General features: G+C 67.4%; 20 protein-coding genes and 1 tRNA gene. 11 read left to right on the top strand and 10 right to left on the bottom strand.

Annotation, left to right across the window (positions count from 1 at the left end; genetic code table 11):
* Positions 1-33: 33 nt before the first annotated feature.
* Positions 34-345: a DUF4148 domain-containing protein gene (locus CFB47_RS17950; protein WP_089461847.1), complete on the bottom strand. Its 312-nt coding sequence runs from the start codon at positions 343-345 to the stop codon at positions 34-36.
* A 495-nt stretch (positions 346-840) separates the two neighbouring features.
* Here CFB47_RS17950 and CFB47_RS17945 point away from each other — a divergent pair, with 495 nt between their 5' ends.
* Complete coding sequence (locus tag CFB47_RS17945; protein ID WP_089461795.1) at positions 841-2,481, top strand: L-lactate permease; 1,641 nt, start codon at positions 841-843, stop codon at positions 2,479-2,481.
* A 95-nt stretch (positions 2,482-2,576) separates the two neighbouring features.
* Here the strand turns inward: CFB47_RS17945 and CFB47_RS17940 are convergent, their stop codons facing one another.
* Positions 2,577-3,494, bottom strand: a complete 918-nt coding sequence (locus tag CFB47_RS17940) for a LysR family transcriptional regulator (RefSeq protein ID WP_089461794.1) — start codon at positions 3,492-3,494, stop codon at positions 2,577-2,579.
* Positions 3,495-3,722: 228 nt separating this feature from the next.
* Here CFB47_RS17940 and CFB47_RS17935 point away from each other — a divergent pair, with 228 nt between their 5' ends.
* Together CFB47_RS17935 and CFB47_RS17930 are read left to right on the top strand one after the other, a co-directional pair.
* Positions 3,723-5,897 (top strand): phosphocholine-specific phospholipase C, encoded by a 2,175-nt coding sequence (locus CFB47_RS17935; protein ID WP_089461793.1) that lies wholly within the window; start codon positions 3,723-3,725, stop codon positions 5,895-5,897.
* Positions 5,898-6,103: 206 nt separating this feature from the next.
* A complete protein-coding gene (locus CFB47_RS17930; protein WP_089461792.1) occupies positions 6,104-6,832 on the top strand; it encodes a phosphonate utilization associated transcriptional regulator in 729 nt (242 codons plus the stop codon).
* A gap of 124 nt (positions 6,833-6,956) precedes the next feature.
* Here CFB47_RS17930 and CFB47_RS17925 read toward each other — a convergent pair whose 3' ends face one another.
* From CFB47_RS17925 to CFB47_RS17905, 5 genes are all read right to left on the bottom strand, one after another.
* A complete protein-coding gene (locus CFB47_RS17925) occupies positions 6,957-8,345 on the bottom strand; it encodes an FAD-dependent oxidoreductase (protein WP_089461791.1) in 1,389 nt (462 codons plus the stop codon).
* A gap of 92 nt (positions 8,346-8,437) precedes the next feature.
* Positions 8,438-9,568, bottom strand: coding sequence for a 2-aminoethylphosphonate--pyruvate transaminase (locus CFB47_RS17920; protein ID WP_089461790.1), 1,131 nt, complete (start codon positions 9,566-9,568; stop codon positions 8,438-8,440).
* Between the two features lie 48 nt (positions 9,569-9,616).
* A complete protein-coding gene (locus CFB47_RS17915; RefSeq protein ID WP_089457143.1) occupies positions 9,617-11,344 on the bottom strand; it encodes a putative 2-aminoethylphosphonate ABC transporter permease subunit in 1,728 nt (575 codons plus the stop codon).
* On the bottom strand, positions 11,341-12,432 hold the full coding sequence (locus CFB47_RS17910) for a putative 2-aminoethylphosphonate ABC transporter ATP-binding protein (protein WP_089461846.1): 1,092 nt from the start codon (positions 12,430-12,432) through the stop codon (positions 11,341-11,343). The genes CFB47_RS17915 and CFB47_RS17910 overlap by 4 nt, the downstream gene beginning before the upstream one ends.
* A 97-nt stretch (positions 12,433-12,529) precedes the next feature.
* Positions 12,530-13,585 carry a putative 2-aminoethylphosphonate ABC transporter substrate-binding protein gene (locus tag CFB47_RS17905; RefSeq protein ID WP_089461789.1) on the bottom strand — a complete coding sequence of 352 codons (1,056 nt, stop codon included), beginning with the start codon at positions 13,583-13,585 and terminating at the stop codon, positions 12,530-12,532.
* 208 nt (positions 13,586-13,793) lie between these two features.
* Here CFB47_RS17905 and phnA point away from each other — a divergent pair, with 208 nt between their 5' ends.
* From phnA to CFB47_RS17880, 5 genes are all read left to right on the top strand, one after another.
* Positions 13,794-15,032, top strand: coding sequence for a phosphonoacetate hydrolase (gene phnA, locus CFB47_RS17900; RefSeq protein ID WP_089461845.1), 1,239 nt, complete (start codon positions 13,794-13,796; stop codon positions 15,030-15,032).
* A 29-nt stretch (positions 15,033-15,061) separates the two neighbouring features.
* Positions 15,062-16,516, top strand: a complete 1,455-nt coding sequence (gene phnY, locus CFB47_RS17895) for a phosphonoacetaldehyde dehydrogenase (RefSeq protein WP_089461788.1) — start codon at positions 15,062-15,064, stop codon at positions 16,514-16,516.
* 179 nt (positions 16,517-16,695) lie between these two features.
* Entirely contained in the window at positions 16,696-17,478 is a 783-nt protein-coding gene (locus tag CFB47_RS17890; RefSeq protein ID WP_089441346.1) for an amino acid ABC transporter substrate-binding protein, read from the top strand.
* Between the two features lie 14 nt (positions 17,479-17,492).
* A complete protein-coding gene (locus tag CFB47_RS17885; RefSeq protein WP_071335259.1) occupies positions 17,493-18,173 on the top strand; it encodes an amino acid ABC transporter permease in 681 nt (226 codons plus the stop codon).
* Positions 18,170-18,928: an amino acid ABC transporter ATP-binding protein gene (locus CFB47_RS17880; protein ID WP_089441285.1), complete on the top strand. Its 759-nt coding sequence runs from the start codon at positions 18,170-18,172 to the stop codon at positions 18,926-18,928. The genes CFB47_RS17885 and CFB47_RS17880 overlap by 4 nt, the downstream gene beginning before the upstream one ends.
* A gap of 37 nt (positions 18,929-18,965) precedes the next feature.
* Here the strand turns inward: CFB47_RS17880 and CFB47_RS17875 are convergent, their stop codons facing one another.
* Entirely contained in the window at positions 18,966-19,781 is an 816-nt protein-coding gene (locus CFB47_RS17875; protein ID WP_089461844.1) for an alpha/beta fold hydrolase, read from the bottom strand.
* An 81-nt stretch (positions 19,782-19,862) separates the two neighbouring features.
* Here CFB47_RS17875 and CFB47_RS17870 point away from each other — a divergent pair, with 81 nt between their 5' ends.
* Positions 19,863-20,477 carry a CGNR zinc finger domain-containing protein gene (locus tag CFB47_RS17870; protein WP_089461787.1) on the top strand — a complete coding sequence of 205 codons (615 nt, stop codon included), beginning with the start codon at positions 19,863-19,865 and terminating at the stop codon, positions 20,475-20,477.
* A 54-nt stretch (positions 20,478-20,531) separates the two neighbouring features.
* Here the strand turns inward: CFB47_RS17870 and CFB47_RS17865 are convergent, their stop codons facing one another.
* Entirely contained in the window at positions 20,532-21,581 is a 1,050-nt protein-coding gene (locus tag CFB47_RS17865) for a DUF3592 domain-containing protein (protein ID WP_089461786.1), read from the bottom strand.
* 187 nt (positions 21,582-21,768) lie between these two features.
* Positions 21,769-21,844: transfer RNA gene (locus CFB47_RS17860), tRNA-Lys, on the bottom strand.
* 190 nt (positions 21,845-22,034) lie between these two features.
* Between CFB47_RS17860 and CFB47_RS17855 the strand changes: the two genes are divergently transcribed.
* Together CFB47_RS17855 and CFB47_RS17850 are read left to right on the top strand one after the other, a co-directional pair.
* The gene (locus CFB47_RS17855) at positions 22,035-22,439 is read left to right on the top strand and encodes a PaaI family thioesterase (protein WP_006477449.1); all 405 of its coding nucleotides are present in this window, start codon (positions 22,035-22,037) and stop codon (positions 22,437-22,439) included.
* An 8-nt stretch (positions 22,440-22,447) separates the two neighbouring features.
* The gene (locus CFB47_RS17850) at positions 22,448-23,314 is read left to right on the top strand and encodes a patatin-like phospholipase family protein (protein ID WP_089441282.1); all 867 of its coding nucleotides are present in this window, start codon (positions 22,448-22,450) and stop codon (positions 23,312-23,314) included.
* Positions 23,315-23,347 lie beyond the last annotated feature (33 nt).

Here is a 23,347-nt window from a genome sequence, read left to right as displayed (position 1 = left end):
ACCGTTGTGCGCTCGATCCGGTCGATTCTGCCGTCAGTGATGCGCGTAGGTGCCGCGGTCGATCGCGTGCGGCAGCGCCGGCTTTGCCGATTCCACGTTTGCCCCGCCTGCGCTGCCGTAGCCGGCATCCTCGCCGCGCGCTTGCGCGGCACGGCGCATGATCGCCTGCATGTGGTCCGGAAAGTCGGGACTGCTCGCGAGGCTCGTCCGGTAGCCGGCGGCCTGCAGCGCCACGAGTTCCTGGCGAACCTGGGCGCGCGTCAGCGTCGACGCGGCCTGCGCGTGAGCGGCGAAGGCCGCGCCGATCAGCACACAGGCGCACGCCGCCCGTTTCATCGTCTTCATCGTGTTCACTCCGTGAGGTTCCGGTGCCGTGCCTGCCGTGGCCGGCGCGGGCGGAATCGATGCGACGAGTGTAGGCTTCGGACGCCAAACGAAACATCCCGGCCGCCGTCAGGCACCTTTGCCGCATGTGCAACATTGCGTGGGGGATGGCGCCGTGCTGCGCCGGTGAGGCGCGCGTGACGGGCTTCCTGTCGAACGCGACAGCGGGCTGCCCGCTGCGGGCCAGCGTGTGGCGGCTGGTTCGTATCGGGTCGGCACGCATCGGGCTTGTCCCCCCTTGTACAAGCGCCGTGCGCCTCCTAACCTCATTTAAGCAACCGATCGGTTGGGCGTGCGACGTCGTTGCGTGCGCAAGCGCTTGATCCCGGTCGTGACCGCAGGACATCGCCTTGTACCGAACCCGGGGCATCTCGATGCCAGCTCGGGTCGTCAGCGCAAGGCATGGGACCCGAGTAAGCGCTAAAGCGCCAACTCGGGTCGACATCTGGAGACACGATGAACCCCACCGACGCCCTACCGCCCGGCATCGTCTTCGCACAGCCGCTGACGCCGGTCGCCCACTCGCTGCTGCTGTCCTTCCTCGTCGCCGCGATCCCGATCGCGGTTGCGCTGATCGCACTCGGCGTGCTGCGCCGCCCCGCGTGGCAGGCGTCGCTCGCCGGGCTCGTCGCCGGCCTCGCGGTCGCGATCGGCGCATGGGGCATGCCGGCCGGGCTCGCGTTCAACGCGGTCGGCGCGGGCATGGCGCTCGCGGTCGTGCCGGTAATGTGGATCGTCTTCAACGCATTGCTGCTGTACAACATCGCGGTGAAGTCGGGCCGCTTCGACCAGTTCCGGCAATGGATGCTCGACAACCTGCCCGACGATCGCCGCCTCGTGCTGCTCGTCGTCGCGTTCTCGTTCGGCTGCCTGCTCGAAGGGATCTCGGGATTCGGCACGCCGGTCGCGATCACGAGCGCACTCTTGATCGCGCTCGGCTTCCCTGCGCTCGAGGCGCTCACCTACACGCTGCTGTTCAACACGGCGCCGGTCGCGTTCGGCGCGCTCGGCGTGCCGATCACCGTGCTCGGCGCGGTGACGTCGCTGCCGCCCGCGACCCTCGCGCAGATGGTCGGCCGCCAGTTGCCGTTCTTCGCGTTGCTGCTGCCGTTCTACGTAGTCGGCGCGTACGGCGGGCTGCGCTCGATCTCGAAGCTGTGGCCCGCGCTGCTCGTGTCGGGCGGCAGCTTCGCGATCGCGCAGTTCGTCACGTCGAACTTTCTCGGCTACCAGCTCACCGACGTGCTGTCGTCGCTCACGTCGCTGATCGTCACGATCGGCTTCCTGCAGGTGTGGAAGCCGCAGCCCGATCCGCAATACGCGCTTGCGCGCAGCGTGCCGGCAACGGCCGGCGCCGCGCGTGCGGGCTTCGGCGGCTGGCTGCCGTGGCTCGTCGTGTCGGTGGTCGTGATCGTATGGGTGCACGCGAACATCGCGGCGATCGGCGACGTGAAGATCAAGTGGCCGGGCCTGCACAACGCGGTGTTCGTGTCGCTGTACCACAAGCCGTATGCGGCGATCTGGGACTTCCAGCCGCTCGGCACGGGCACCGCGATCCTGCTCTCGGCGATCATCACGGCCGCGCTGACGCGCACCGGCGTGGGCGATTTCTTCGAATGCGTGGTCAAGACCTGGCGGCAGACATGGATCGCGATCGTCACGGTGATGATGATCGTCGGGCTCGCGTACCTGCTGAACTACTCGGGGATCAGCTACACGCTCGGCACCGGCGTCGCGTCGACGGGTGCGCTGTTCCCGCTGGTGTCCGCGTCGCTCGGCTGGATCGCGGTGTTCCTGTCCGGCAGCGACACGTCGGGCAATGCGCTGTTCGGCAACCTGCAGGTCGTCGCCGCGCGGCAGCTCGGCCTCGATCCGGTGCTGATGGCCGCGACCAACTCGTCCGGCGGCGTGATGGGCAAGATGATCTCGCCGCAGAACATCGCGACGGGTGTATCGACGACGGACCTGAAAGGACAGGAAGGTGTCGTGTTCGCGCGCACCTTCTGGCACAGCGTGATTCTCACGCTGCTGCTCGGCGTGTTGGTATTCCTCCAGCAGCACGTGCTGACGTGGATGATTCCGGCACTGCCGAAGTGAGGTGAGCGCGACGACGGAAGGAAGGCACGAGGAAAAACGAGGGAAGGCGCGGGAAAAGCGCCAGCAAAGTGCGGAACCGGTGAGCGCGCGGCAGTTCAGCGCGCGTTCACCCGCCGCGCCGTTCGTCCGGCGTCATCCGTTCCGGCCGTATCACCGCCGGCCGGCAGGATGCACGCGAGGAAGGCGTCGATCGCCGGGCTCTGGCGGCGCGCCTTCAGGTAGTACACGTATTCGTCGATCGTCGTGTCGACGCCGCGCAGCGCGATCACGCGCAAATCCGGATGACGTTCGGCCTCGCCGAGCGGAAACAGGCTGCCGCCCACGCCGTGCAGGATCGCCTCGCGGATCGCTTCGCGGCTGCCGATCTCGGCAACCGATACGGCCGCGATACCTGCCGCCGCGAGAATCGTCTCCGTGCAGCGGCGCGTGACCGAGCCGTCCTCGCGAATCAGCAGCCGCACGTCGGCGAGCTGCGCCGGCTCGATCGCGTCGAAGCGCGCGAGCGGATGGTTGCGATGCACGACGAGCACGAGCGGATCGGTCGAGATCACCTTGCGTTCGAGGCCGTCGGCATCGTTGCGCTGCGACGAGACGGCGAGGTCGATGCGGAATTCCTGCAACGCCTGCAGGATCTCCTCGGAGTTGCCGATCCGGCACGTGAGCGCGATCGACGGATGCGCGTTCGAGAAGCGGCCGACCGCGTCCATGATGTAGTACGGCCCCGTCGCACCGATCCGCAGGTGGCCCTCGAACAGGCCGCCGACGTTGCGCAGCATGATGTCGGCCTGCGCCTCGAGCGCGATCATCTTCTCGACGAGCGGCAGTAGCTCGATGCCCGTCTCGGTGACCTCGAGCTTGCGGCCGCTGCGGTAGAACAGCTCGACGCCGTACACCTGCTCGACCTGCCGGATCTGCGCGGCGATCGTCGGCTGGCTCACGCCCAGGTGGCGCGCGGCGCGCGTGATGCTGCCCTGCCGGACGGTCGCGTGGAACGCCTTCAGCTGATCGAACACGACTCGGCTTCTCCCCTCTGTATCGCGCGTCAGCGTAGCGCATGCATATGTCGGTCGGATGAAAGACGCGTCGTGCGCCGCTTCGAAAGAATTTCTGTGGGTAACCCAAAGAAACCTGCGGTAACCGGTCACGGCCGGGACACGCCGGTGCGGGGTAATAACGGCAACGCACCACCGCCGGCCCCGCTCGACCGGCGCCCCACTCCTATCGACAACAGGGTTCTCTTCATGTCCTCGAACAATCGACGCGATTTCCTGCGCCTCGCCGCGCAGTCGGCCGGCGCGATGGCCGCCTACGCGGGCTTCCCGCCCGCGATCCGCAATGCGCTGGCGATGCCGGCCGCCTATCGCACGGGCACGATCCGCGACGTCGAACACGTCGTGATCTTCATGCAGGAAAACCGTTCGTTCGACCATTACTTCGGCGGGCTGCGCGGCGTGCGCGGCTTCAACGACCCGCGCCCGCACCTGCTGCCGAGCGGCGCGCCGGTGTGGCAGCAGCCGCCGGCATCGGTGTTCACGAAGAACTACCATTCGCGCGGCCTCGATCCGTCGGCGCCGTACGTGCTGCCGTTCTACCTCGATCCGAAGCAGACGACCGAATTCCAGCCGGGCACCAACCACGGCTGGAGCAGCGGCCACCTGTCCTGGAACAACGGCCAGTGGGACCAATGGGTGAACCAGAAGCAGGACGTGCTGACGATGGGCTACCTGAAGCGCCAGGATCTCACGTACCACTACGCATTGGCCGACGCGTTCACGATCTGCGATTCGTACTTCTGCTCCGCCCACGCCGACACCGCGCCGAACCGCATCTACCTGTGGACCGGCACGGTCGACCCGCGCAACATCTACGGCAACCCGCCGAACGGCCCGGGCATCGGCGAGCGCGACGACGTGAACGGCTACACGTGGACGACCTACGCGGAACGCCTCGAGAACGCGAAGATCAGCTGGAAGGTGTACCAGGGCGGCACGGGCATTCCGGGCGACCCGACCGACAACTACACCGACAACTCGCTGATGTTCTTCAAGCGCTTCCAGGTGAAGGAAGGCGCGAGCGGCCCGCTGGTCGACAAGGGCGCGTCGGACCACACGCTCGCCGAGCTGAAGGCGGACGTGCAGGCGAACCGGCTGCCGCAGGTGTCGTGGATCGTGTCGCCGTACAAGTACAGCGAGCACCCGCAGGCGTCGCCGACCGACGGCGCGTTCTACATCAACATGGTGCTCGAGGCGCTCACGTCGAACCCGGAAGTGTGGGCGAAGACGGTGTTCATCCTCAACTACGACGAGAACGACGGGTTGTTCGACCACGTCGTGCCGCCGGTGCCGCCGGTCACGAGCGGCGTGGGCGGCCAGGGCATCGTGTCGTCGAACCTGCTGTCGAATCTCGGCGACGAGCTGCTCGACCTGAACAAGTACCCGGGCGAAATGAGCCCGCTCGTGCCGGGCGCGGACCCGGGCGGCATCCAGCCGATCGGCCTTGGGCCGCGCGTGCCGCTGATCATCATCTCGCCGTGGACGAAGGGCGGCTGGGTGTGCTCGGAGACGTTCGACCATACGTCGGTACTGCGTTTCCTCGAAGCGCGCTTCGGCGTGAAGGAGCCGAACATCAGCGCATGGCGCCGGTCGATCTGCGGCGACCTCACGTCGGCCTTCGACTTCTCCGCGCGCCCCGACACGCGCACGGTCAGCTTCACGGTGCCGCAGCACATCGCGACGGCCGGCCAGGCGTACCAGGTGCCCGCGCAGCAGTCGATGCCGACGCAGGAGCCCGGCACGCGTCCGGCACGTGCGCTGCCGTACGAGCTGTTCGTGCACAGCCGCGTGAGCGGGCACGACGACAGCGTGTCGCTCGATTTCGCGAACACCGGTGATGCAGGCGCCGCGTTCTACGTGTACGACCGCCGCAACCCGACGACGCCCCCGCGCCGCTATGCGGTGTCCGCGCACGACCGCTTCGTCGACACGTGGAACACGTCGGCCGCGCGCGGCGACTACCATCTCGCGGCGTATGGCCCGAACGGCTATCTGTGCGAGTTCCAGGGCAACACGCGGCTCGCGGCGGACGGCCGCCACGCGAACCCCGAAGCGCGGATCGGCTACGACGTGCGCAACCGCCACGTGTATCTGCAACTGCGCAACAGCGGGCGCGCGACGTGCCGCGTGACGGTCGACAACGCGTATAGCCACAAGCATGCGCGGACCTACACGCTGGAGCCGGGCGAGCGCATCGAGGACCACTTCGAGCTGGCGTCGAGCCACGGCTGGTACGATTTGACGATCACCGCGACGACGCTGCGCGGTGGCGACGACAAGGTCGTGCGCCGCTTCGCGGGCCACGTCGAGACGGGCCGGCCGAGCCAAAGCGATCCGGGGCCGGTGAAGCACCCGACGGCCTGACGGCCGACAAGTGTCACGCAAGGCGGGCGAAGTCGGCCCGCCGCGCGAGCGCTGCCTGCCGGTCGCGCTTCGGAGGCATTCCGGCAGGCGGAATTGGTTTTTGGAAACTGAAAACTGTTGACAATGTGTCGGGCCGAGGGTATACAAGGATCATTCGCCGATATGGCGCCCTCGTTTTCTACCGCAGCCCTGCTGCCCGCCCGACCATGACAGCCCCGAACGCGCTCAGCGCCATCGAACTCCTGCAAAGCCAGTCGCTTGCGATGATCGTCCAGGACATGCTCGAGCGCGCGATCGTCTCCGGCGAATACGCTCCTGGCGAGAAGCTCAACGAAGTCGAGATCGCGACCAAGCTGAACGTGTCGCGCGGCCCCGTGCGCGAGGCATTCCGCGCGCTCGAGCAGGCCGGCCTGCTGCGCAACGAGAAGAACCGCGGCGTGACGGTGCGCGTCGTGCCGCTGCGCGAAGCCGAGGAGATCTACGAAGTGCGCGCGATGCTCGACGAGTCGGTCGCGCGCGCGCTCGCGAAGCGCATCTCGCCCGACACGCTGAAGGTGCTGAAGGGCATCATCCAGTCGATGAAGGATGCCGCGAAGACGCACGACGTCACGCGCTATACCGAGCTGAACGTGCAGTTCCACGACGCGATGGTCGTCGGCGTGGGCAATACGCACCTCACCGATACCTACCGCCGGCTCGTGCGCCAGCTCGGCCTGCTGCGCCAGGCGGCGATCGAGGCCGAGGAGGATGCGATCGCCGTGTCCGCGGCCGAGCACGACAAGATCGTGCAGGCGCTCGCGGGCGGCGACGAGGAGCAGGCCGTGGCGCTCGTGCGCGAGCACTTGTCGCACGGCCTCGAGCGCATGCGCCGCACGCATGAGCAGGGCCTGCCCTCGACCGGCAAGTCGGCGCGGGAAAAGCCAGTGCGCGCGTAAGTGCGCGGCAACGCCTGCGCGGGTTGCCGCGAAATGGTTGCCGCACGACGGCAAAGGGACGCTTCGCAGCGTCCCTTTTTCATTGCGGCTTCGGGTCATTCAAGCCACGCAAGTCAACGCATCGTCACGCCTTGTCGGCTTTCCCGGCCGCGCTCGCGAATTTCGCGAGCCACGTGTCGACAACTGCCGGCGGCCGGCTCTCGTCTTCCGCGCGCTCCTTGCGGCGGATCGCATTGCGCACGACGTGCGCGCCGACATAGCGGATCGGCTCCGGCGGGAAATGACCCAGCGGGCCGCGCACGATCGGGCTGCGCGTCCACGCGTTGTCGAGGCCGAGCACGAGCGACGACAGGATCTGCCCGCCCATGTAGGTCGGCCCCACACCGTTGCCCGAGTAGCCGAAGCCGTAGAACACGTTCGGCGCGTCGTCGAGGCGGCCGAAGAACGGGAAGCCGGTGACGGAGCGATCCGACGGCCCGTTCCAGCTCGCGGTGACCGGCACGCCGGCAAGCGACGGAAAGAATTCGCGCAGGCTCTGCGTGAGTTGCGCCTCGTACGGCGAGCGCCGGTCGAACACGGGTGCGATGCGGCTGCGCCACGAGAACGTGTTGCCGCCTTTGCCGAGCATCAGCCGCCCGTCGGCGGTGGTGCGGTAGTAGTAGACGAAGATCCGCGAATCGAGCACCGACACGCCGTCCACGAGCCCGGTCTTTTCGAGCAGCTCGGGGCATTTCTCGGTGATGACCATGTCGCTCGACACGACCGCGATCGTCCGTTCGAACTGCGGGAAGCGGCTCGCCATCCACGCGTTGATCGCGAACACGAGCTTGCCCGCACGCACGCTGCCGGACGGCGTGCGCACGACGGCCGGCTGCCCGGGCGTGAAGTCGAGCATCGGCGTGCGCTCGTAGATCCGGATGCCCATCGCGAGCGCGACGCGGCGCAGCCCGCGCACGAGCTTGCCGGGATGCACGGTCGCGGCGATCGGCGAGTAGACGCCGTCGAGATTGCGGGCGGACCCCGAGCGGCGCGCGACTTCGGCGGGCGGCAGCGGTTCGTAGCTGTGGATGCCGCACGCGGCGAGCGCGTCGAGCACCGGCGCGAGCGTGCCGACCTGCGCACGCGACGTCGCGGTGTACAGCGTGCCGTCGAGCCGCAGCTCGGCATCGATGGCGTGCGCGCGGCAGAAATCGGCGATGTGCTGCACGGCCGCTTCGGAGGCCTTCACGAGCCGGATCGCCTCGGCTTCGCCGAACAGCCGCCGCAGCGTCAGGAACTTCGCGGACCACGTGAGCAGGCAGCCGCCGTTGCGGCCGCTCGCGCCGGCGCCGCACAGGTCGGCCTCGACGATCGCGATGTCGAGCGCGGGGTTCTGCTGCTTCGCCTGGATCGCGGTCCAGAGCCCGGTGAAGCCGCCGCCGACGATGCACACGTCGGCCTGCGTCGCACCTTGCAGCGCGGGGGCGAGATCGCCGTCGTTGAACAGCGCTTGTTCGATCCAGAAGGGTCGCATGGGAGGGTTCGTCGAAAAGGGGGCGTGCCGCGCACGGCCCGAAAAAATGACGGCCGCCGCATGCGCACGTGCATGCGGCGGGTTACGTCACGTCACGCTGCCGCTTCCGCCGACACGCGACGCACGCCCATCGCGCGCAGCGTGTCGGCGATCGCGGCGACCGCGCCCGGGATGCCGGCTTCGCCGAAGTGGCCGATGCAGCCGACCCGGAACGTCTCGACCTCGGTCAGCTTGCCCGGATACAGGATGTAGCCGCGCTGCTTGACCTCCTGGTAGAACCGCTTGAAGTCGTAGTTCGGATCGTCCGGCGCATGGAACGTGACGATGATCGGCGCCTGGATCGCCGGATCGAGGAACGGCCGGAAGCCGAGCGCGAGCATCCCGTCGATCAGCGCGCGATAGTTGCGCTGGTAGCGGCCGCCGCGCGCCGCGAGCCCGCCTTCGTCGACGTATTGCGCGACGGCCGCGTCGAGTGCCGCGACCACGTGCGTCGGCGGCGTGAAGCGCCACTGCGTCGTGCGTTGCATGTAGACCCACTGGTCGTACAGGTCCATCGCGAGCGAGTGGCTGTTGCCTTCGCAGCGTTCGAGCGCACTACGCTTCGCGATCACGAAGCCGAGCCCCGGCACGCCTTCGAGGCATTTGCCGGATGCGGCGATCACCGCGTCGAACGGCGTCGTGCGCGCATCGATGTCGATCGCGCCGAACGAGCTCATTGCATCGACGATCAGCGCGCGGCCGTGCTTCGCGACGACCTGCGCGATGTCGTGCAGCGGGTTCAGCACGCCGGCGCCCGTTTCGCAGTGCACGAGCGCGACGTGCGTGATGGTCGGATCGGCGGCGAGCGCGCGCTCGACGTCGGCCGGATCGACGCGGCGATCCTCGCTGTAGTCGATCGTCGTCAGCTGGCGGCCGAGCACGCGGCAGATCTTCGCGATGCGCTGGCAGTACGCGCCGTTGTTCGGCACGAGCACGTGGCCGTCGCGCGGCACGAGCGTGCCGAGGGCCGCTTCGACCGAGAACGTGCCGCTGCCTTGCAGCGGCACGCATTCGTGCGTGCCTTCGCCGTGCACGATCTGCAGCAGGCGCTCGCGCAGCCGCGCGGTGATCGCGTTGAAGTCGCTGTCCCATGATCCCCAGTCGCGCAGCATTGCGTCGCGCGTGGAGTCGGAGGTCGTCAGGGGGCCAGGGGTGAGCAGGATGGGCTGGGCGGCGAGCGTCATGGTGTCTCCTTGATGAAGTCGGGACGTCACGTGAATACGGTCAAAGAATCAACGGCGATGCGGATTGCGCCAGGCCTGCGTACGGCGCAACAGTCGATGCGAGATGCATGCGAACAGCACGCACGCGAACGACGAGGTCGCGAGCACGAGCGTGGCCATCGCGGCGGCCGGGCCCATCTGGCCCGCGTCGTCGAGGTTCAGGATCGCGACCGATGCGGGCTGCGTGTCGGGCGAGTAGAGGAACGCGACGGCCGAGACAGTCGTCATCCCGTTGACGAACAGGTAGCGGGCGATCAGCAGGATCGCCGGCAGGCACACGGGCACGGTCACGCGCACGAAGGTCTTGTAGAACGGCACCTTCAGCGACGCGGACACGGCCTCGAACTCGCTGTCGATCTGCCGGAGCGCGGTGACGGCGGTCAGGTGGCTCGATGCGTAGTAGTGCACCACCGTGACGATCGCGAGCAGCCACAGCGACCCGTACAGCCCGTTCAGCGGATTGCCGGGCGCGTTGAACAGGAAGATGTAGCTGATGCCGAGCACAAGCCCCGGCACGCCCATCGGCAGGATCGCGCACAGCGCGATGAAGCCGCGCAGCCAGCGTGCGCCGCGGGTCTTCTCGATCAGATAGGCGCCGCCGAACACGACGATCGTGCCGCCGAGCGCCACCGTCGCGGCCATCCGCAGGCTGTTCTTGTACGCGTCGAAGATGCCCGCGCCGATCAGCCCCATCTCGTAGTGCTGCAGCCCGAGCGTCATCTGGTACGGCCAGAACTTCACGAACGACGCGAACACCGAGATGCCGACCACCGCGATGAAGAACGCGCACACGATGCCGCAGTACGCGAGCATCGCGGCGTCGAAGCCGCGCGACGGCTTCGGCTGGTACGGCGTCGAACGTGCGCCGAGCTGCGACTGCTGGCGGCGGCGGATGAAGAAGTCGACGCCGAACGCGACGAGGGCCGGACACAGCAGCATCAGGCTCACGACTGCGCTGCGGTTGAAATCCTGCAGGCCGATGATCAGCTTGTAGATGTCGGTCGACAGTACGTTGTACGAACCGCCGATCACCACCGGCACGCCGAAGTCGTTGATGCACATCGTGAACGCCACCATCGTCGCGCTGATCAAGCCGTACTTCGCGCCCGGCAGCGTGATCGTGAAGAACTTGCGGATGCGGCTCGTGCCCATCGCGTCGGCGGCCTCGTAGAGCCGGCCGTCGGCCAGCGACAGCGCGGTGACGAGGATCATCAGCACGTGCGGGAACGACGCATACACCATGCTCAGCACGATGCCCGGCAGCCCGTAGATCGAATGGCCGTGCAGCAGCGGCTTGAGCAGCCCCGCGTTGCCGAACCAGTAGATGAACGACACCGCGGACAGCAGCGTCGGCGCGAGCAGCGGCAGCAGCGCGATCGTGCGCGCCGCGTTCTTCAGCGGCATGCACGAGCGGGTCAGTGCGTAAGCGAACGTGAACGCCATCGGCACGACGATCGACGTGACGAGCGCGCCGACCGTCAGCGAATGCAGCATCGAGCGCAGTACGCCGCTGTCCTCGAGATACTCGACGAAGTTGTGTGCGCCGACGAAGCGTCCGTCCGCATCGACGAAGCATTTCTGCACGACGAGCGCGAGCGGCAGCAGCAGGAACATCGACATCAGCGCGGCCATCGCGACGAGCGCGAGCTGCGCGATGCGGTCGTGCCAGTGCGTGATCTGCCGCACGTCGGCGGGGGCGGAGGCGCCGCGGCGGCGCTCGGTCAGGACGGTGCTCATTGCAGTCGCTCCTTCGCGCTCGGGAACACGCGGACATGCTCGCGATCGAGCGCGAGGTCGATGCGCGCGCCGGCCTGCACGCCGGTGCGGTCGACGTCGTGATACGACAGGTCGGCGACGATCTCCTGGCCGTCGAGCCCGTCGATCCGGAAGCTCACGCGGCAGAACGCGCCGAGGAATTCGAGCTTCTCGACGCGGCCGGCCAGCACGTTGTCGGCCGTCTCGCCCGGCACGCGGATGCGCAGGTCCTCGGGCCGCACGTAGACCGAGACCGCCGCGCCCTGCGCGGGGCGGGCCGCACCGTGGCGGCAGTCGAGGCCGACCGCGCCCGCGCGCAGCGTGCCGTCCTGTGCGACTTCGGCGGGAATCGTGTTGACGCGGCCGATGAAGTCCGCGACGAACGGTGACGCGGGCTGCCGGTAGATTTCGAGCGGCGTGCCGATCTGCTCGATCACGCCGTGGTTCATCACGACGATGCGGTCGGCCATCGACAGCGCTTCTTCCTGGTCGTGCGTGACCATGATCGTCGTCACGCCGAGCCGCTGCTGCAGCGCGCGGATCTCCTGGCGCAGCCGCACGCGCACCCGCGCGTCGAGCGCCGACAGCGGTTCGTCGAGCAGCAGCAGGCCGGGGGAGGTGGCGAGCGCGCGTGCCAGCGCGATGCGCTGCTGCTGGCCGCCGGACAACTGGCCCGGATGCTTGCGATGGCTGTCGGGCAGGCCGACCAGCGCGAGCAGCGTGTGCACGCGCTCGTGGATCGCGTCGCGCTTCATCTTGCGGTTCACGAGCCCGTACGCGACGTTGTCGTACACGGTGAGGTTGGGGAACAGCGCGTACGACTGGAACACGATCCCGTAGTCGCGCAGTTGCGGCGGCAGCCGCGAGATGTCGCGGCCGTCCTGCATGATGTGGCCGGCGTTCTGCGTCTCGAGCCCCGCGATGATCCGCAGCAGCGTGGTCTTCCCGCAGCCGGACGGCCCCAGGAAGCAGATCATTTCGCCCTTCATCACGCTCAGGTTGATGTCGGTCAGGACCTGCGTGTCGTTGTACCGCTTCTCGATGCGTTCTACGCTCAGATAAGGTGCCATGCGCGCCTCCATGCTGGGGCGGCCCGGGGGCCGGATTCGACGATGGAAAGGGTGGCGCGGGGCGGCGCGCGGCGCGGCCCCGCGGCGGGTCGCGACGTTACTGCTGCGCTTTCGCGCCGTAGCGCTTCTGCCACGTATCGAGAATCGACTGGCGGTTCTTCGCCGACCATACGAAGTCGTTCTTCACGAGCAGGTCCGAGTAGTTGTCGGGGATGCCGGCGAGCTTGCGCGCGACCCCCGGGTACGCGACGATCGCCCACCAGCGCGCGGTGATCTGGTTCGCCTCCTTGCTCGCCATGAAGTCGGCGAGCTTCTTCGCGGCGTCGGGCTGCTTCGTCGTCTTCATGATCGCGGTGCCTTCCATGTCCCAGCCGAGCCCTTCCTTCGGGAACACGAGATCGATCGGCGCGCCCTGCGACTGCAGTTCGTGGCCGCGGAACTCGAACGAGATGCCGATCGGGAATTCGCCGGTGCCGGCAAGCGTGCACGGCTTCGAGCCCGAGTGCACGTATTGCGCGACGTTCTTGTCGAGCGCGTCCATGAACTTCCAGCCTTTGTCGTCGCCGAAGGTCTGCAGCCACGCGGTCACGTCTAGGTAGCCGGTGCCGGACGAAACCGGGCTCGGCATCACGATCCCGCCTTTATAGACGGGCTTCGTCAGGTCTTCCCACGACGTCGGCTTCGGGATGCCCTTCGCCTGCGCGGCGACGCGGTTGTAGCAGATCGTCGCGCCCCACACGTCCATGCCGACCCAGTGCGGCGGCGTGTTCGCGTCGCTGTACTTGCGCGTGAGCTGGTCGAAGTCCTTCGGCGTGTAGGGCATCAGCATGCCCTGCAGGTCGAGCAGCGTGAGGCTCGACGCGGCGAGGCCGAGCACGACGTCCGCGCGCGGGTTGTTCTTCTCTGCAAGCAGCTTCGCGGTGACCGAACCGGTCGAGTCGCGCACCCAGCGGATCTCGATATCGGGGTTCGCTTTCTCGAACGCGTCCTTGTAGGGCTTCATCGCCTCGTCTTCCAGCGCGGTATAGACGAGCAGCGACGTCTTCGCGTGCGCCGCCTGCACCGCACCGAGCGCGACCGCCGCGGCCAGTGCGAAGCGGGCCGCGCCCGCCGCCCATGCATTCAAACGCTTGTTTACCGGCACTTCGTTCATCTTCAGACCCCTTGACTGTGGCGCCGCGGCACGCGGCGGATGAGTGGAGACCAGCCCTCTTGCTGCACCGTTGTTTTGCTTTCTGTTCTCTGCATGTTGTTGACAATCTACAAATCATCAATTTTAATGTCAAGCATGGAAAACACCTCCCTTCGGCGCGGCGCGGGCGCCGACGGCTCACCCCTTCGACCTGAAAGGAATGAACGTCATGAATGAAACGCCTGTATCCGTGGAAGTGAACGGCCGCCGCTACAACTGGATGAGCCGGCCCGTGGTGGTCGTGTGCGTCGATGGCTGCGCATACGAATATCTGGAGGAGGCGGCCGAGGCCGGCGTCGCGCCGTTCCTGCGCACGCTGCTGAAGCCGGGCACGGCGCTCAAGGGCGAGTGCGTGGTGCCGAGCTTCACGAACCCGAACAACCTGTCGATCGTGACAGGCGTGCCGCCGGCGGTGCATGGGATAAGCGGCAACTACTTCTACGACCGCGACACCGGCGCCGAAGTGCTGATGAACGATCCGAAGTACCTGGTCGCACCGACGGTGCTCGCGACCTTCGCTGAGCAAGGGGCGAAAGTCGCGGTCGTCACCGCGAAGGACAAGCTGCGCCGCCTGCTCGGCAAGGGGCTGAAGGGCATCTGTTTCTCGTCGGAAAAGGCCGACGAGGCGAGCATCGAGGAAAACGGCATCGACAACGTGCTCGAGCTGGTCGGCAAGCCGGTGCCGAGCGTGTATAGCGCGGACCTGTCGGAATTCGTGTTCGCGGCCGGCGTGCGCCTGCTCGAGACGCGTCCGATCGACCTGATGTACCTGTCGACCACCGACTACGTGCAGCACAAGTGCGCGCCCGGCACGGAAGGCGCGAACGCGTTCTACGCGATGATGGACACCTACCTGCAGCGCCTCGACGCGCTCGGCGCGATCGTCGCGATCACGGCCGATCATGGAATGAACGCGAAGCACGACGATGAAACCGGCGAGCCGAACGTGATCTACCTGCAGGAGCTGTTCGACGAGTGGCTCGGCGAGGACGCGGCGCGCGTGATCCTGCCGATCACCGATCCGTACGTCGTGCACCACGGCGCGCTCGGCTCGTTCGCGACCGTCTACGTGCCGGCGTCGGCCGATACCGAAGCGCTGCGCGCACGGCTCGCCGCGGTCGACGGCATCGAGGTCGTGCTGACGGGCGCCGAGGGTTGCGCGCGCTTCGAGCTGCCGCCGGCGCGGATGGGCGACCTGATCGTGATCTCGAAGCAGGACGTCGTGCTCGGCACGCGCCGCATCAAGCATGACCTGTCGGGCCTCGACGTGCCGCTCCGCTCGCACGGCGGGATCTCCGAGCAGATCGTGCCGCTGATCTTCAGCAAGCCGGTCGCCGGCGACGTCTCGGGCCGCGCGCGCCTGCGCAACTTCGACATCATCGACATCGCGCTCAACCATCTGCAGTGATGCGCACGCATCCGTAAGGGGACACACTCATGAACGCCATTGCAGCATCGACGGACGTCCGCGAGATTCGTCGCGAAGCACTGCGAATCGATGGGGAACGGATTCATCGGGACGCGGTAATCGAAGTGCGCAACCCGTACGACGGCGCGCTGGTCGGCACCGTGCCGAAGGCGACGCTGGACGACGTGCGGCGCGCGTTTGCCGCCGCACGTGCCTACCGGCCGACGCTCACGCGCCACGATCGCGCGGCGATCCTGCGCCGCGCGGCCGACATCGTGCGTGCGCGCACCGCCGAGATTGCAGCGCTGATCACGGCCGAGGCCGGCCTGTGCATCAAGGATTCGACGTACGAAGCGGGGCGTGTGGCCGACGTGCTGACGTTCGGTGCCGGTGAAGTGCTGAAGGACGACGGTCAGATCTTCTCGTGCGACCTGACCCCGCACGGCAAGAAGCGCCGCGTGTACACGCAGCGCGATCCGCTGCTCGGCGTGATCTCGGCGATCACGCCGTTCAATCACCCGATGAACCAGGTCGCGCACAAGATCGTGCCGTCGGTCGCGACCAACAACCGGATCGTCGTGAAGCCGTCGGAGAAGGTGCCGCTGTCGTGCTACCTGTTCGCGGACATCCTGTACGAAGCCGGCCTGCCGCCGCAGATGCTGCAGGTGCTCACCGGCGACCCGAAGGAGATCGCCGACGAGCTGATCACGAACCCGGCGATCGACCTGATCACGTTCACCGGCGGCGTGTCGATCGGCAAGTCGATTGCGTCGCGCATGGGCTATCGCCGTGCAGTGCTCGAACTCGGCGGCAACGATCCGATCATCGTGATGGAAGACGCCGATCTCGACGAAGCGAGCACGCTCGCGGTGTCGGGTTCGTACAAGAACTCGGGGCAGCGCTGTACCGCGATCAAGCGGATGCTCGTGCACGAGTCGGTGGCCGATCGCTTTACGGAGCTGGTGGTCGAGAAAACGCGTGCGTGGTCGTACGGCAATCCGTCCGATCCGTCGGTCGACATGGGCACGGTGATCGACGAGGCCGCCGCGAAATTCTGCGAGCAGCAGGTGAACGACGCGATCGCGCGCGGCGCGCGGCTGCTGGTCGGCAACGTCCGCAGCGGCGCGCTGTATTCGCCGACGGTGATCGATCGCGTGACGCCCGACATGCCGCTGGTGAAATACGAAACCTTCGGCCCCGTGTCGCCGATCATGCGCTTTCGCGACATCGACGAAGCGATCCGGATGTCGAACAGCACCGACTACGCGCTGTCGTCGTCGGTCTGCACGAACCGCTTCGATCACATCACGCGCTTCATCACCGAGCTGGAAGTCGGCAGCGTGAACGTGCGCGAGGTGCCGGGCTACCGGCTCGAACTGACGCCGTTCGGCGGCGTGAAGGATTCGGGGCTCGGTTACAAGGAAGGCGTGCAGGAAGCGATGAAGAGCTTCACGAATACGAAGACGTATTCGCTGCCGTGGTAAGTGATGTGTAAGCCGCGCACACCGGTTTCGCGGCCGGTGCGCGCGTTATTCGATCGGCTCATATCGATAGCCGATTTGCGTTTTTGCCGGGCCTCGACGCGTCGGTAGAATTCGCGGACCTCTCGAACGGCATGCGTGTGCCGCGGGAATATTTCGTCCAATCATTCGGGGTCCGCACCATGAAATTCCTTCGCTCCATCCTGGTCGTCGCCATGCTGCAGGCCGTTTCGGTCACGAGCGCACTGGCTGCCGACGACCTGTCGCAGATCAAGTCGTCCGGTGTGTTCCGGGTCGGCACCGAAGGCACCTACGCGCCGTTCACGTACCACGACGAAACCGGCAAGCTGACGGGCTTCGACGTCGATATCGCGACCGCGATCGCGCAGCGCCTCGGCGTGAAGCCGCAGTTCGTCGAAGGCAAGTGGGACGGGCTGATCGCCGGCCTCGACGTGAACCGCTACGACGCGGTCGTCAACGAAGTGTCGATCACCGACGCGCGCAAGGCGAAATACGATTTCTCGACGCCGTACATCACGTCCCGCGCGGTGCTGATCGTGCGCGCGGACAACACGACGATCCACTCGTTCGACGACCTCAAGGGCAAGAAATCCGCGAACACGCTGACCAGCAATTTCGGCAAGCTCGCGGCCGCGCACGGCGCGGACGTCGTGCCCGTGCAGGGCTTCAACGAATCGATCGACCTGCTGAGCTCGGGCCGCGTCGACGCGACGATCAACGATTCGCTGTCGTACCTCGATTTCCGCAAGCACAAGCCGGACGCGAAGCTGAAGATCGCGGCGACCGACACGGGCGGCGCGAGCGACGCATCGGGCGTGCTGCTGCGCAAGGGCAGCCCCGCGCTGGTGGCCGCGATCGACAAGGCGCTCGCGGACATCAAGGCCGACGGCACCTACGCGAAGATCTCGCAGAAGTATTTCGGCCGCGACGTGTCGCAACCGTGACGCGAGGCTGAACGATGCCGGCCTGGCTTCACCTGATGGCGGAATCGCTGCGGCCCCTGCTCGTCGCGGGGCTCGTGTTCACGGTACCGCTCACGCTCGCGTCGTTCGCGATCGGCCTGCTGCTCGCCTTCGGCGCGGCGCTCACGCGGCTGTTCGGGCCGCGCTGGGCGCAAGCCGTCGTCCGTTTCTACATCTGGCTGTTTCGCGGTTCGCCGCTGCTCGTGCAGCTGTTCGTGATCTTCTACGGTTTGCCGAGCGTCGGCATCGTGCTCGATCCGCTGACGGCCGCGGTGATCGGCTTCTCGCTGAACGTCGGCGCGTACAACGCCGAGGTGATCCGCGGCGTGATCGAATCGATTCCGAAGGGGCAGTGGGAAGCCGCGTACTCGATGGCGATGACGCGCCCGCAGGCGCTGCGTCGCGCGATCCTGCCGCAGGCCGCGCGCGTTGCGCTGCCCGCACTGTCGAATTCGTTCATTTCGCTCGTGAAGGACACGTCGCTCGCGGCCGTGCTGACCGTGCCGGAAATCTTCCAGGCCGCGCAGCGGATCGCGGCCGTGACCTACGAGCCGATGATTCTCTATACGGAAGCCGCGCTGGTCTATCTGCTGCTCAGCTCGGTGCTGTCCACGCTGCAGCGTCGCCTCGAAATCCGCTTCGGCCGTCATGCGCTGTTCCAGGCGGAACTGCGATGATCAGGCTCGAACGCATCGACAAGTCGTTCGGCACGCATCGCGTGCTGCAAGGGATCGACCTCGCGTTGCAGCCCGGCAGCGTGACGGCGCTGATCGGGCCGTCCGGCAGCGGCAAGAGCACGCTGCTGCGTTGCGTGAACCTGCTCGAAGTGCCCGAGGCGGGCACGCTGACGGTCGGCGACGCACGCATCGACTTCTCGCCGGCGCAGCGGCCGGCGCGCGACGCCGTGTTCGCGGTGCGCCGCCAGACCGGCATGGTGTTCCAGAACTTCCAGCTGTTTCCGCACCTGAGCGTCGTGCAGAACGTGATGGAAGGGCTCGTCACCGTGCAGCGCTGGCCGCGCGAGCGAGCACGCGAACGCGCGCTCGCGCTGCTCGAGAAGGTCGGCATCGCGGACAAGGCCGACGCGTGGCCCGGCACGCTGTCGGGCGGCCAGCAGCAACGCGTCGCGATCGCGCGTGCGCTCGCGCCGTCGCCGCAGGTGCTGTTGTGCGACGAGCCGACGTCGGCGCTCGATCCGGAACTGTCCGTCGAAGTGGTCGAGGTGCTGCGCCAGCTCGCACGGGAAGGCACGACGATGCTGATGGCGACGCACGACCTGCGTCTGGCCGCGTCGATTGCACACGACGCGGTGTTTCTCGCGGAAGGCCGTATCGTCGAGGCCGGTGCGTCGCGCGACCTGTTCGGCGACCCGCGCGATCCGCGCACCGCAAAATTCATCTCGACACTCGCGCAGGGCGTGCCGGTGTTCTGACGCGGCACGCGAAGAGCGACATGCGCGACAGCGGGCGTCAACCTTGCCCTGATGCGTCGAGCACTGCCGCGACGATCGCCTCCGGCGCATCTTCCTGCACCAGGTGGCCCGCACACGTCACCCTGATCAGCCGGCCGTTCGCGATGCGATCGGCCAGCGCCTGTCCCTGTTCGAGCGGAATCCACGCGTCGTCCTCGCCCCATACGATGCGCACGGGAAAGTCCGGCGGCGCGTAACGCGCCTCGGCTTCCTCGATGTAGCGCGGGCGCATCTGCGCGATCTGGCGATAGAACCCGGCCTGCCCGTCGGGCGTGAGCCATGGCGCGCGGTAGATCGACAACGCGTCGTCGCTCAGCGGCCGCGCGACGGCATTGCCGAGATAGGCCGACACGAGCGCGTGATGCGCATACGCAGGCAATCCGGTGAATGCGGCTTCGTGCTGCGCGACATGACGCACGAACGGCGAACCCTGCGGCGCGATGGCGACCGGATTCACGAGCGTGAGATCCGCATAGGCGACGCCGTCGAGGAAGTGCGCGCGCAGCACGGTTGCGCCGCCATAGTCGTGAGCGAGTACGCGGGGGCGTGAGATGTTCCACTCGTCGAGCAGCGCGCCGAACAGCCTGTTCTGGCGGCCGAGCGACACGTCCGCGTCCGGCATGTCGGACTGACCGTAACCGAGCAGGTCGTAGAAGAACACGCGATGACGCCGCGCGAGCCACGGCGCGATCCGGCGCCACACCTGCGACGAAAACGGCGTGCCGTGCACGAGCACGAGCGGCGGCCCGTCGCCGAACGTTCCCCACGCAATCCGGTGGCCTTCGAAAATGAAGCGGTTGGCGAGTTCGAGCATCGGCATCTCCATGCTAACCTGTTTTGGTTGTTAACAGGTTACGCCGGATTGTCCGGATGTGAAACCGATAGGCGAAAATAAATGGTTACTCGACACGAACCCGCGCAACCCGCGCACGCATGGGGCGCAGCCGATTTCGTCGGCGGCCATCCGGCGCTCGATTTCCTCAACACGGTGGCCGACACGGGCAAGACGCGCGACGGGGACAAGCTCGTCGACTGGCCGGCCGTGCATGCGTGGGCGGAACGCTCGGGGCTGCTGGCGCCGGCCGATCTGGCGCGGCTGCTGCGCTATGCGCGGCAGGACGACGCGGATGCGCTGGCGGCGCTGCTTCGCTTTCGCGAGGATGCCTACACGGCAATCTTGCACCTGACGGCCGGAGGTGGCGGCACGGCCGGCGCGCGCGCGGCGGACCGGCTCGCCGTCGCGATTCGCGACGCGATCGGGCGCAGCGTGTTCGAGGCGGTCGACGGCCGGTTCGCGTGGCGGCCCGACGCGCGCGCCGCGTCGCGCTGGGTCGACGCGGCCGCACTCGGTTTCGAGCAACTGCTGCGCAGCGACGATTTCGCGCGGGTGAGGCAGTGCGGCCGGTGCACGTGGTTCTTCGTCGATCGCGGCCGCGGCGTCGGACGCCGCTGGTGCGACATGCGTACGTGCGGAAACCGCGCGAAGGTGGAGGCGTTCAGGGAGCGATGACGCGCGCGCCGTACCGGTTGTCGCGCCGGGCGGTGCGCGGCCGGCGCGCGAGCGTCATGGGGCGATTTCGTGCGGCCGATGCTCCGGCCACAGCGTCGCGGCGACGAACAGCCCGGCCGCGAGGAACGGCGCACCGATTGCGAGCAGGATGGCCGTGAGGCCCCAGCGATCCCAGAAGCGGTCGACGACCGCGCGCTCGGGGGTGACGGGGTCGTACAGCACGTTGACCGCTTCGCCTTCCTGCAGGCCCGGATGCGACGCCGCCGCGCCCTGGGCGAACGTGATCTGGCGTCCGCTGTCGGTCGTGAACGCGACGATCGCCGAATACAGCGACGTGCGCGAGCGGGCTGACCGCGCACTTTTGGCGATCTCGACGACGTGGCCGGTTGAGCGCGCGTAGTGGTGGGCGATCTGCCACTGACGCAGGCCGGCCGCACCGGCGCCGGCAATGAAGCCCGTGCCGATCGTGATCGGAATCAGCACGATCGCGATATCCCAGCGGCGTCGCGCCTGCTTGCGCTCGGCGCGGGTGGGCGGCGCATCGGATTGCATGCGGTGGCGCTTGCCGGCGATCAGCAGAGCGCCGATCGCGAACGACGCGACGGCGAGTAGCGCCGCCACCGCCGCTGGAAACCAGCGTTGCGCGAAATCGTCGATCAGCGCGGGGCGCTCGGGATGGACGGGATCGAGCAGGACGTCGACGTTCTCGCCGATGTCGTAGGCGGGGATGGTCGACGCGGTATTGCCGGCGATCTCGCGGCGCTGGCCGTCGTTCGCGAGATACGCGACGATCGGCCGGTATGCGCGCATCGCGTCGCTGTCCTGCACGATACGGACGACCGTGCCCGGCGTGCGCACGAGGTGGCCGGTCGCGTGGCCGGTCGTGACGGCGAGCACGCCTGCCAGTACGAGCAGCACGGCGCCGAGCGCCAGCGCGACGAGCGCGTCCTTACCCGGCATGACCGGATCCGGTTCGTGCGTCGCACTGCGGATGCCGGTGTGATCGTTGGAGTGGCGTGTCCCGACGGACCCGCCGATATCGGCGCAACCAGGCTCTCTGAATGGTCGCGTCTCGGTTACATGCTTCCATGACTGACGTCCCATGTTCTCTCAGTGCCGGCGGGCAAACGGCAGTGCCTGCGCCGGTCGTGTGATATTTGTCGGACGATTCTAGCGGAAACGATGCGGAGCGGGCGTGTGGTGGCGTACTGCGACAGGGCGCGCGCCGCGCGTGCGACGGCGGAAAAGGAAAAAGCCCGGTCAGCTTTCGCTAACCGGGCTTCGGAATTCCTGGTGGGGCGTGAGTGACTCGAACACTCGACCTACGGATTAAGAGTCCGCTGCTCTACCAACTGAGCTAACGCCCCCAACAGAAGAAAGATTATGCACGGGTATTTCGGGTCTTGCAAGCCCTTTCTGCAAATTTCCTGAAAATATTTCGTCACCACGACGGCAGCTGTCGGCCCGATAACGAGCGATCGTAGTTTCCGCGCTCCCGGTATGATGACGCCACACGTGTTGCGCGACGGTCGCGCAACGCTTTCTGGGCTTTCGAAGATGGACGAAAACGCAGTCCGCGAATTGCTGGATCGCCTGCTGGCCCCCTGGGTCCGCTCGCTCGGTCTGGTCCCCGTGTCGATCGGCGACGACAGCGTCACGCTGCGTCTGCCGTTTTCCGGCGAATTCCGCCATTCGGGCGGCATCATCTGCGGCCAGGTGTTCACGGCGGCCGCCGACACGGCGATGGTGGTCGCGATCTCGGCCGCGCTCGGCGAGTTCCGGCCGATGACCACCGTATCGCTGAACACGAACTTCATGCGGCCCGTGCGCAAGGGCGACGTGCTCGTCACCGCGCGCGTGCTGCGGATGGGTCGCAATCTCGTATTCGGCGAAGTCGAGCTGTTCGACGAGGACGGCAAGATGGCCGTTCACGCGACGTCGACCTACGCGCTCGTCAGCTGAGCGGCGCGATGTTCGACCAGATCGTCTTTGCGGGCGGCGGCAACCGCTGCTGGTGGCAGGCTGGCTTCTGGGACGTCGCGCAGCCGGCGCTCGGCCTGCGCCCGCGCGTGATCACCGGCATCTCGGCCGGCGCGGCGACCGCGTGCATGCTGTATACCCGCGACGCCGCCTGGGTGATGCGCTATTACGAAGAGGCGCTGCGCCACAACCGGAAGAACGCGTACTGGGGCAACCTGTTCGGGCGCGAGCCCGTGTTTCCGCATTACCGGATTTACCGCCAGGCGCTGCTCGACATCTACGGCGAGCCGTTCGCGAAGCTGGCCGCGGCGCCGGAGATCCGCATCGGCGTGTCGCACGTGCCGCGCTGGCTCGGTGCGCGCAGCGCGGTGGCCGCCGGCCTCGTCGCGTACAACATCGAGAAGTACGTGCGCAAGACGCTGCATCCGACGCTCGGGCGCTCGCTCGGTTTTCGGCCGGAATTCGTGCGCGCGCAGGCCTGTACGCGCGTTGACGATCTCGCCGACCTGATCCTGCAGTCGTCCTGCACGCCGCCGTTCACGCCGGTGCTGCGCCGCGGCGGCCGGCCCGTGCTCGACGGCGGGATGGTCGACAACGTGCCGGTCGACGCGCTCGATCCGACGCCGGGCGACGTGCTGGTGCTCGTCACGCGGCTGTACCCGCGTCCGCAGATGTTCACGGTCGCGCATGGCGAGCAGCGGCGGCTGTACGTGCAGCCGTCGAGCAAGGTGCCGATTTCGAGTTGGGATTACACGAGCCCGTCGCAGATGCGGCATGCGTACGATCTCGGGCGGCGCGACGGCGAGCATTTCCTCACGCGCGTCGGCGCGATGACGGGCGGCCGCGTGGCCGCCTGAAGACGGGAAGCAGGAAGCGGGGCCGCGCGGCGG

Origin of the sequence: Burkholderia sp. AU27893 (assembly GCF_002223205.1) — a bacterium.
Classification (GTDB): Bacteria; Pseudomonadota; Gammaproteobacteria; order Burkholderiales; family Burkholderiaceae; genus Burkholderia.
Note: the sequence above shows the minus strand (reverse complement) of the source record. Positions and strands in the feature narration are given on the sequence as shown.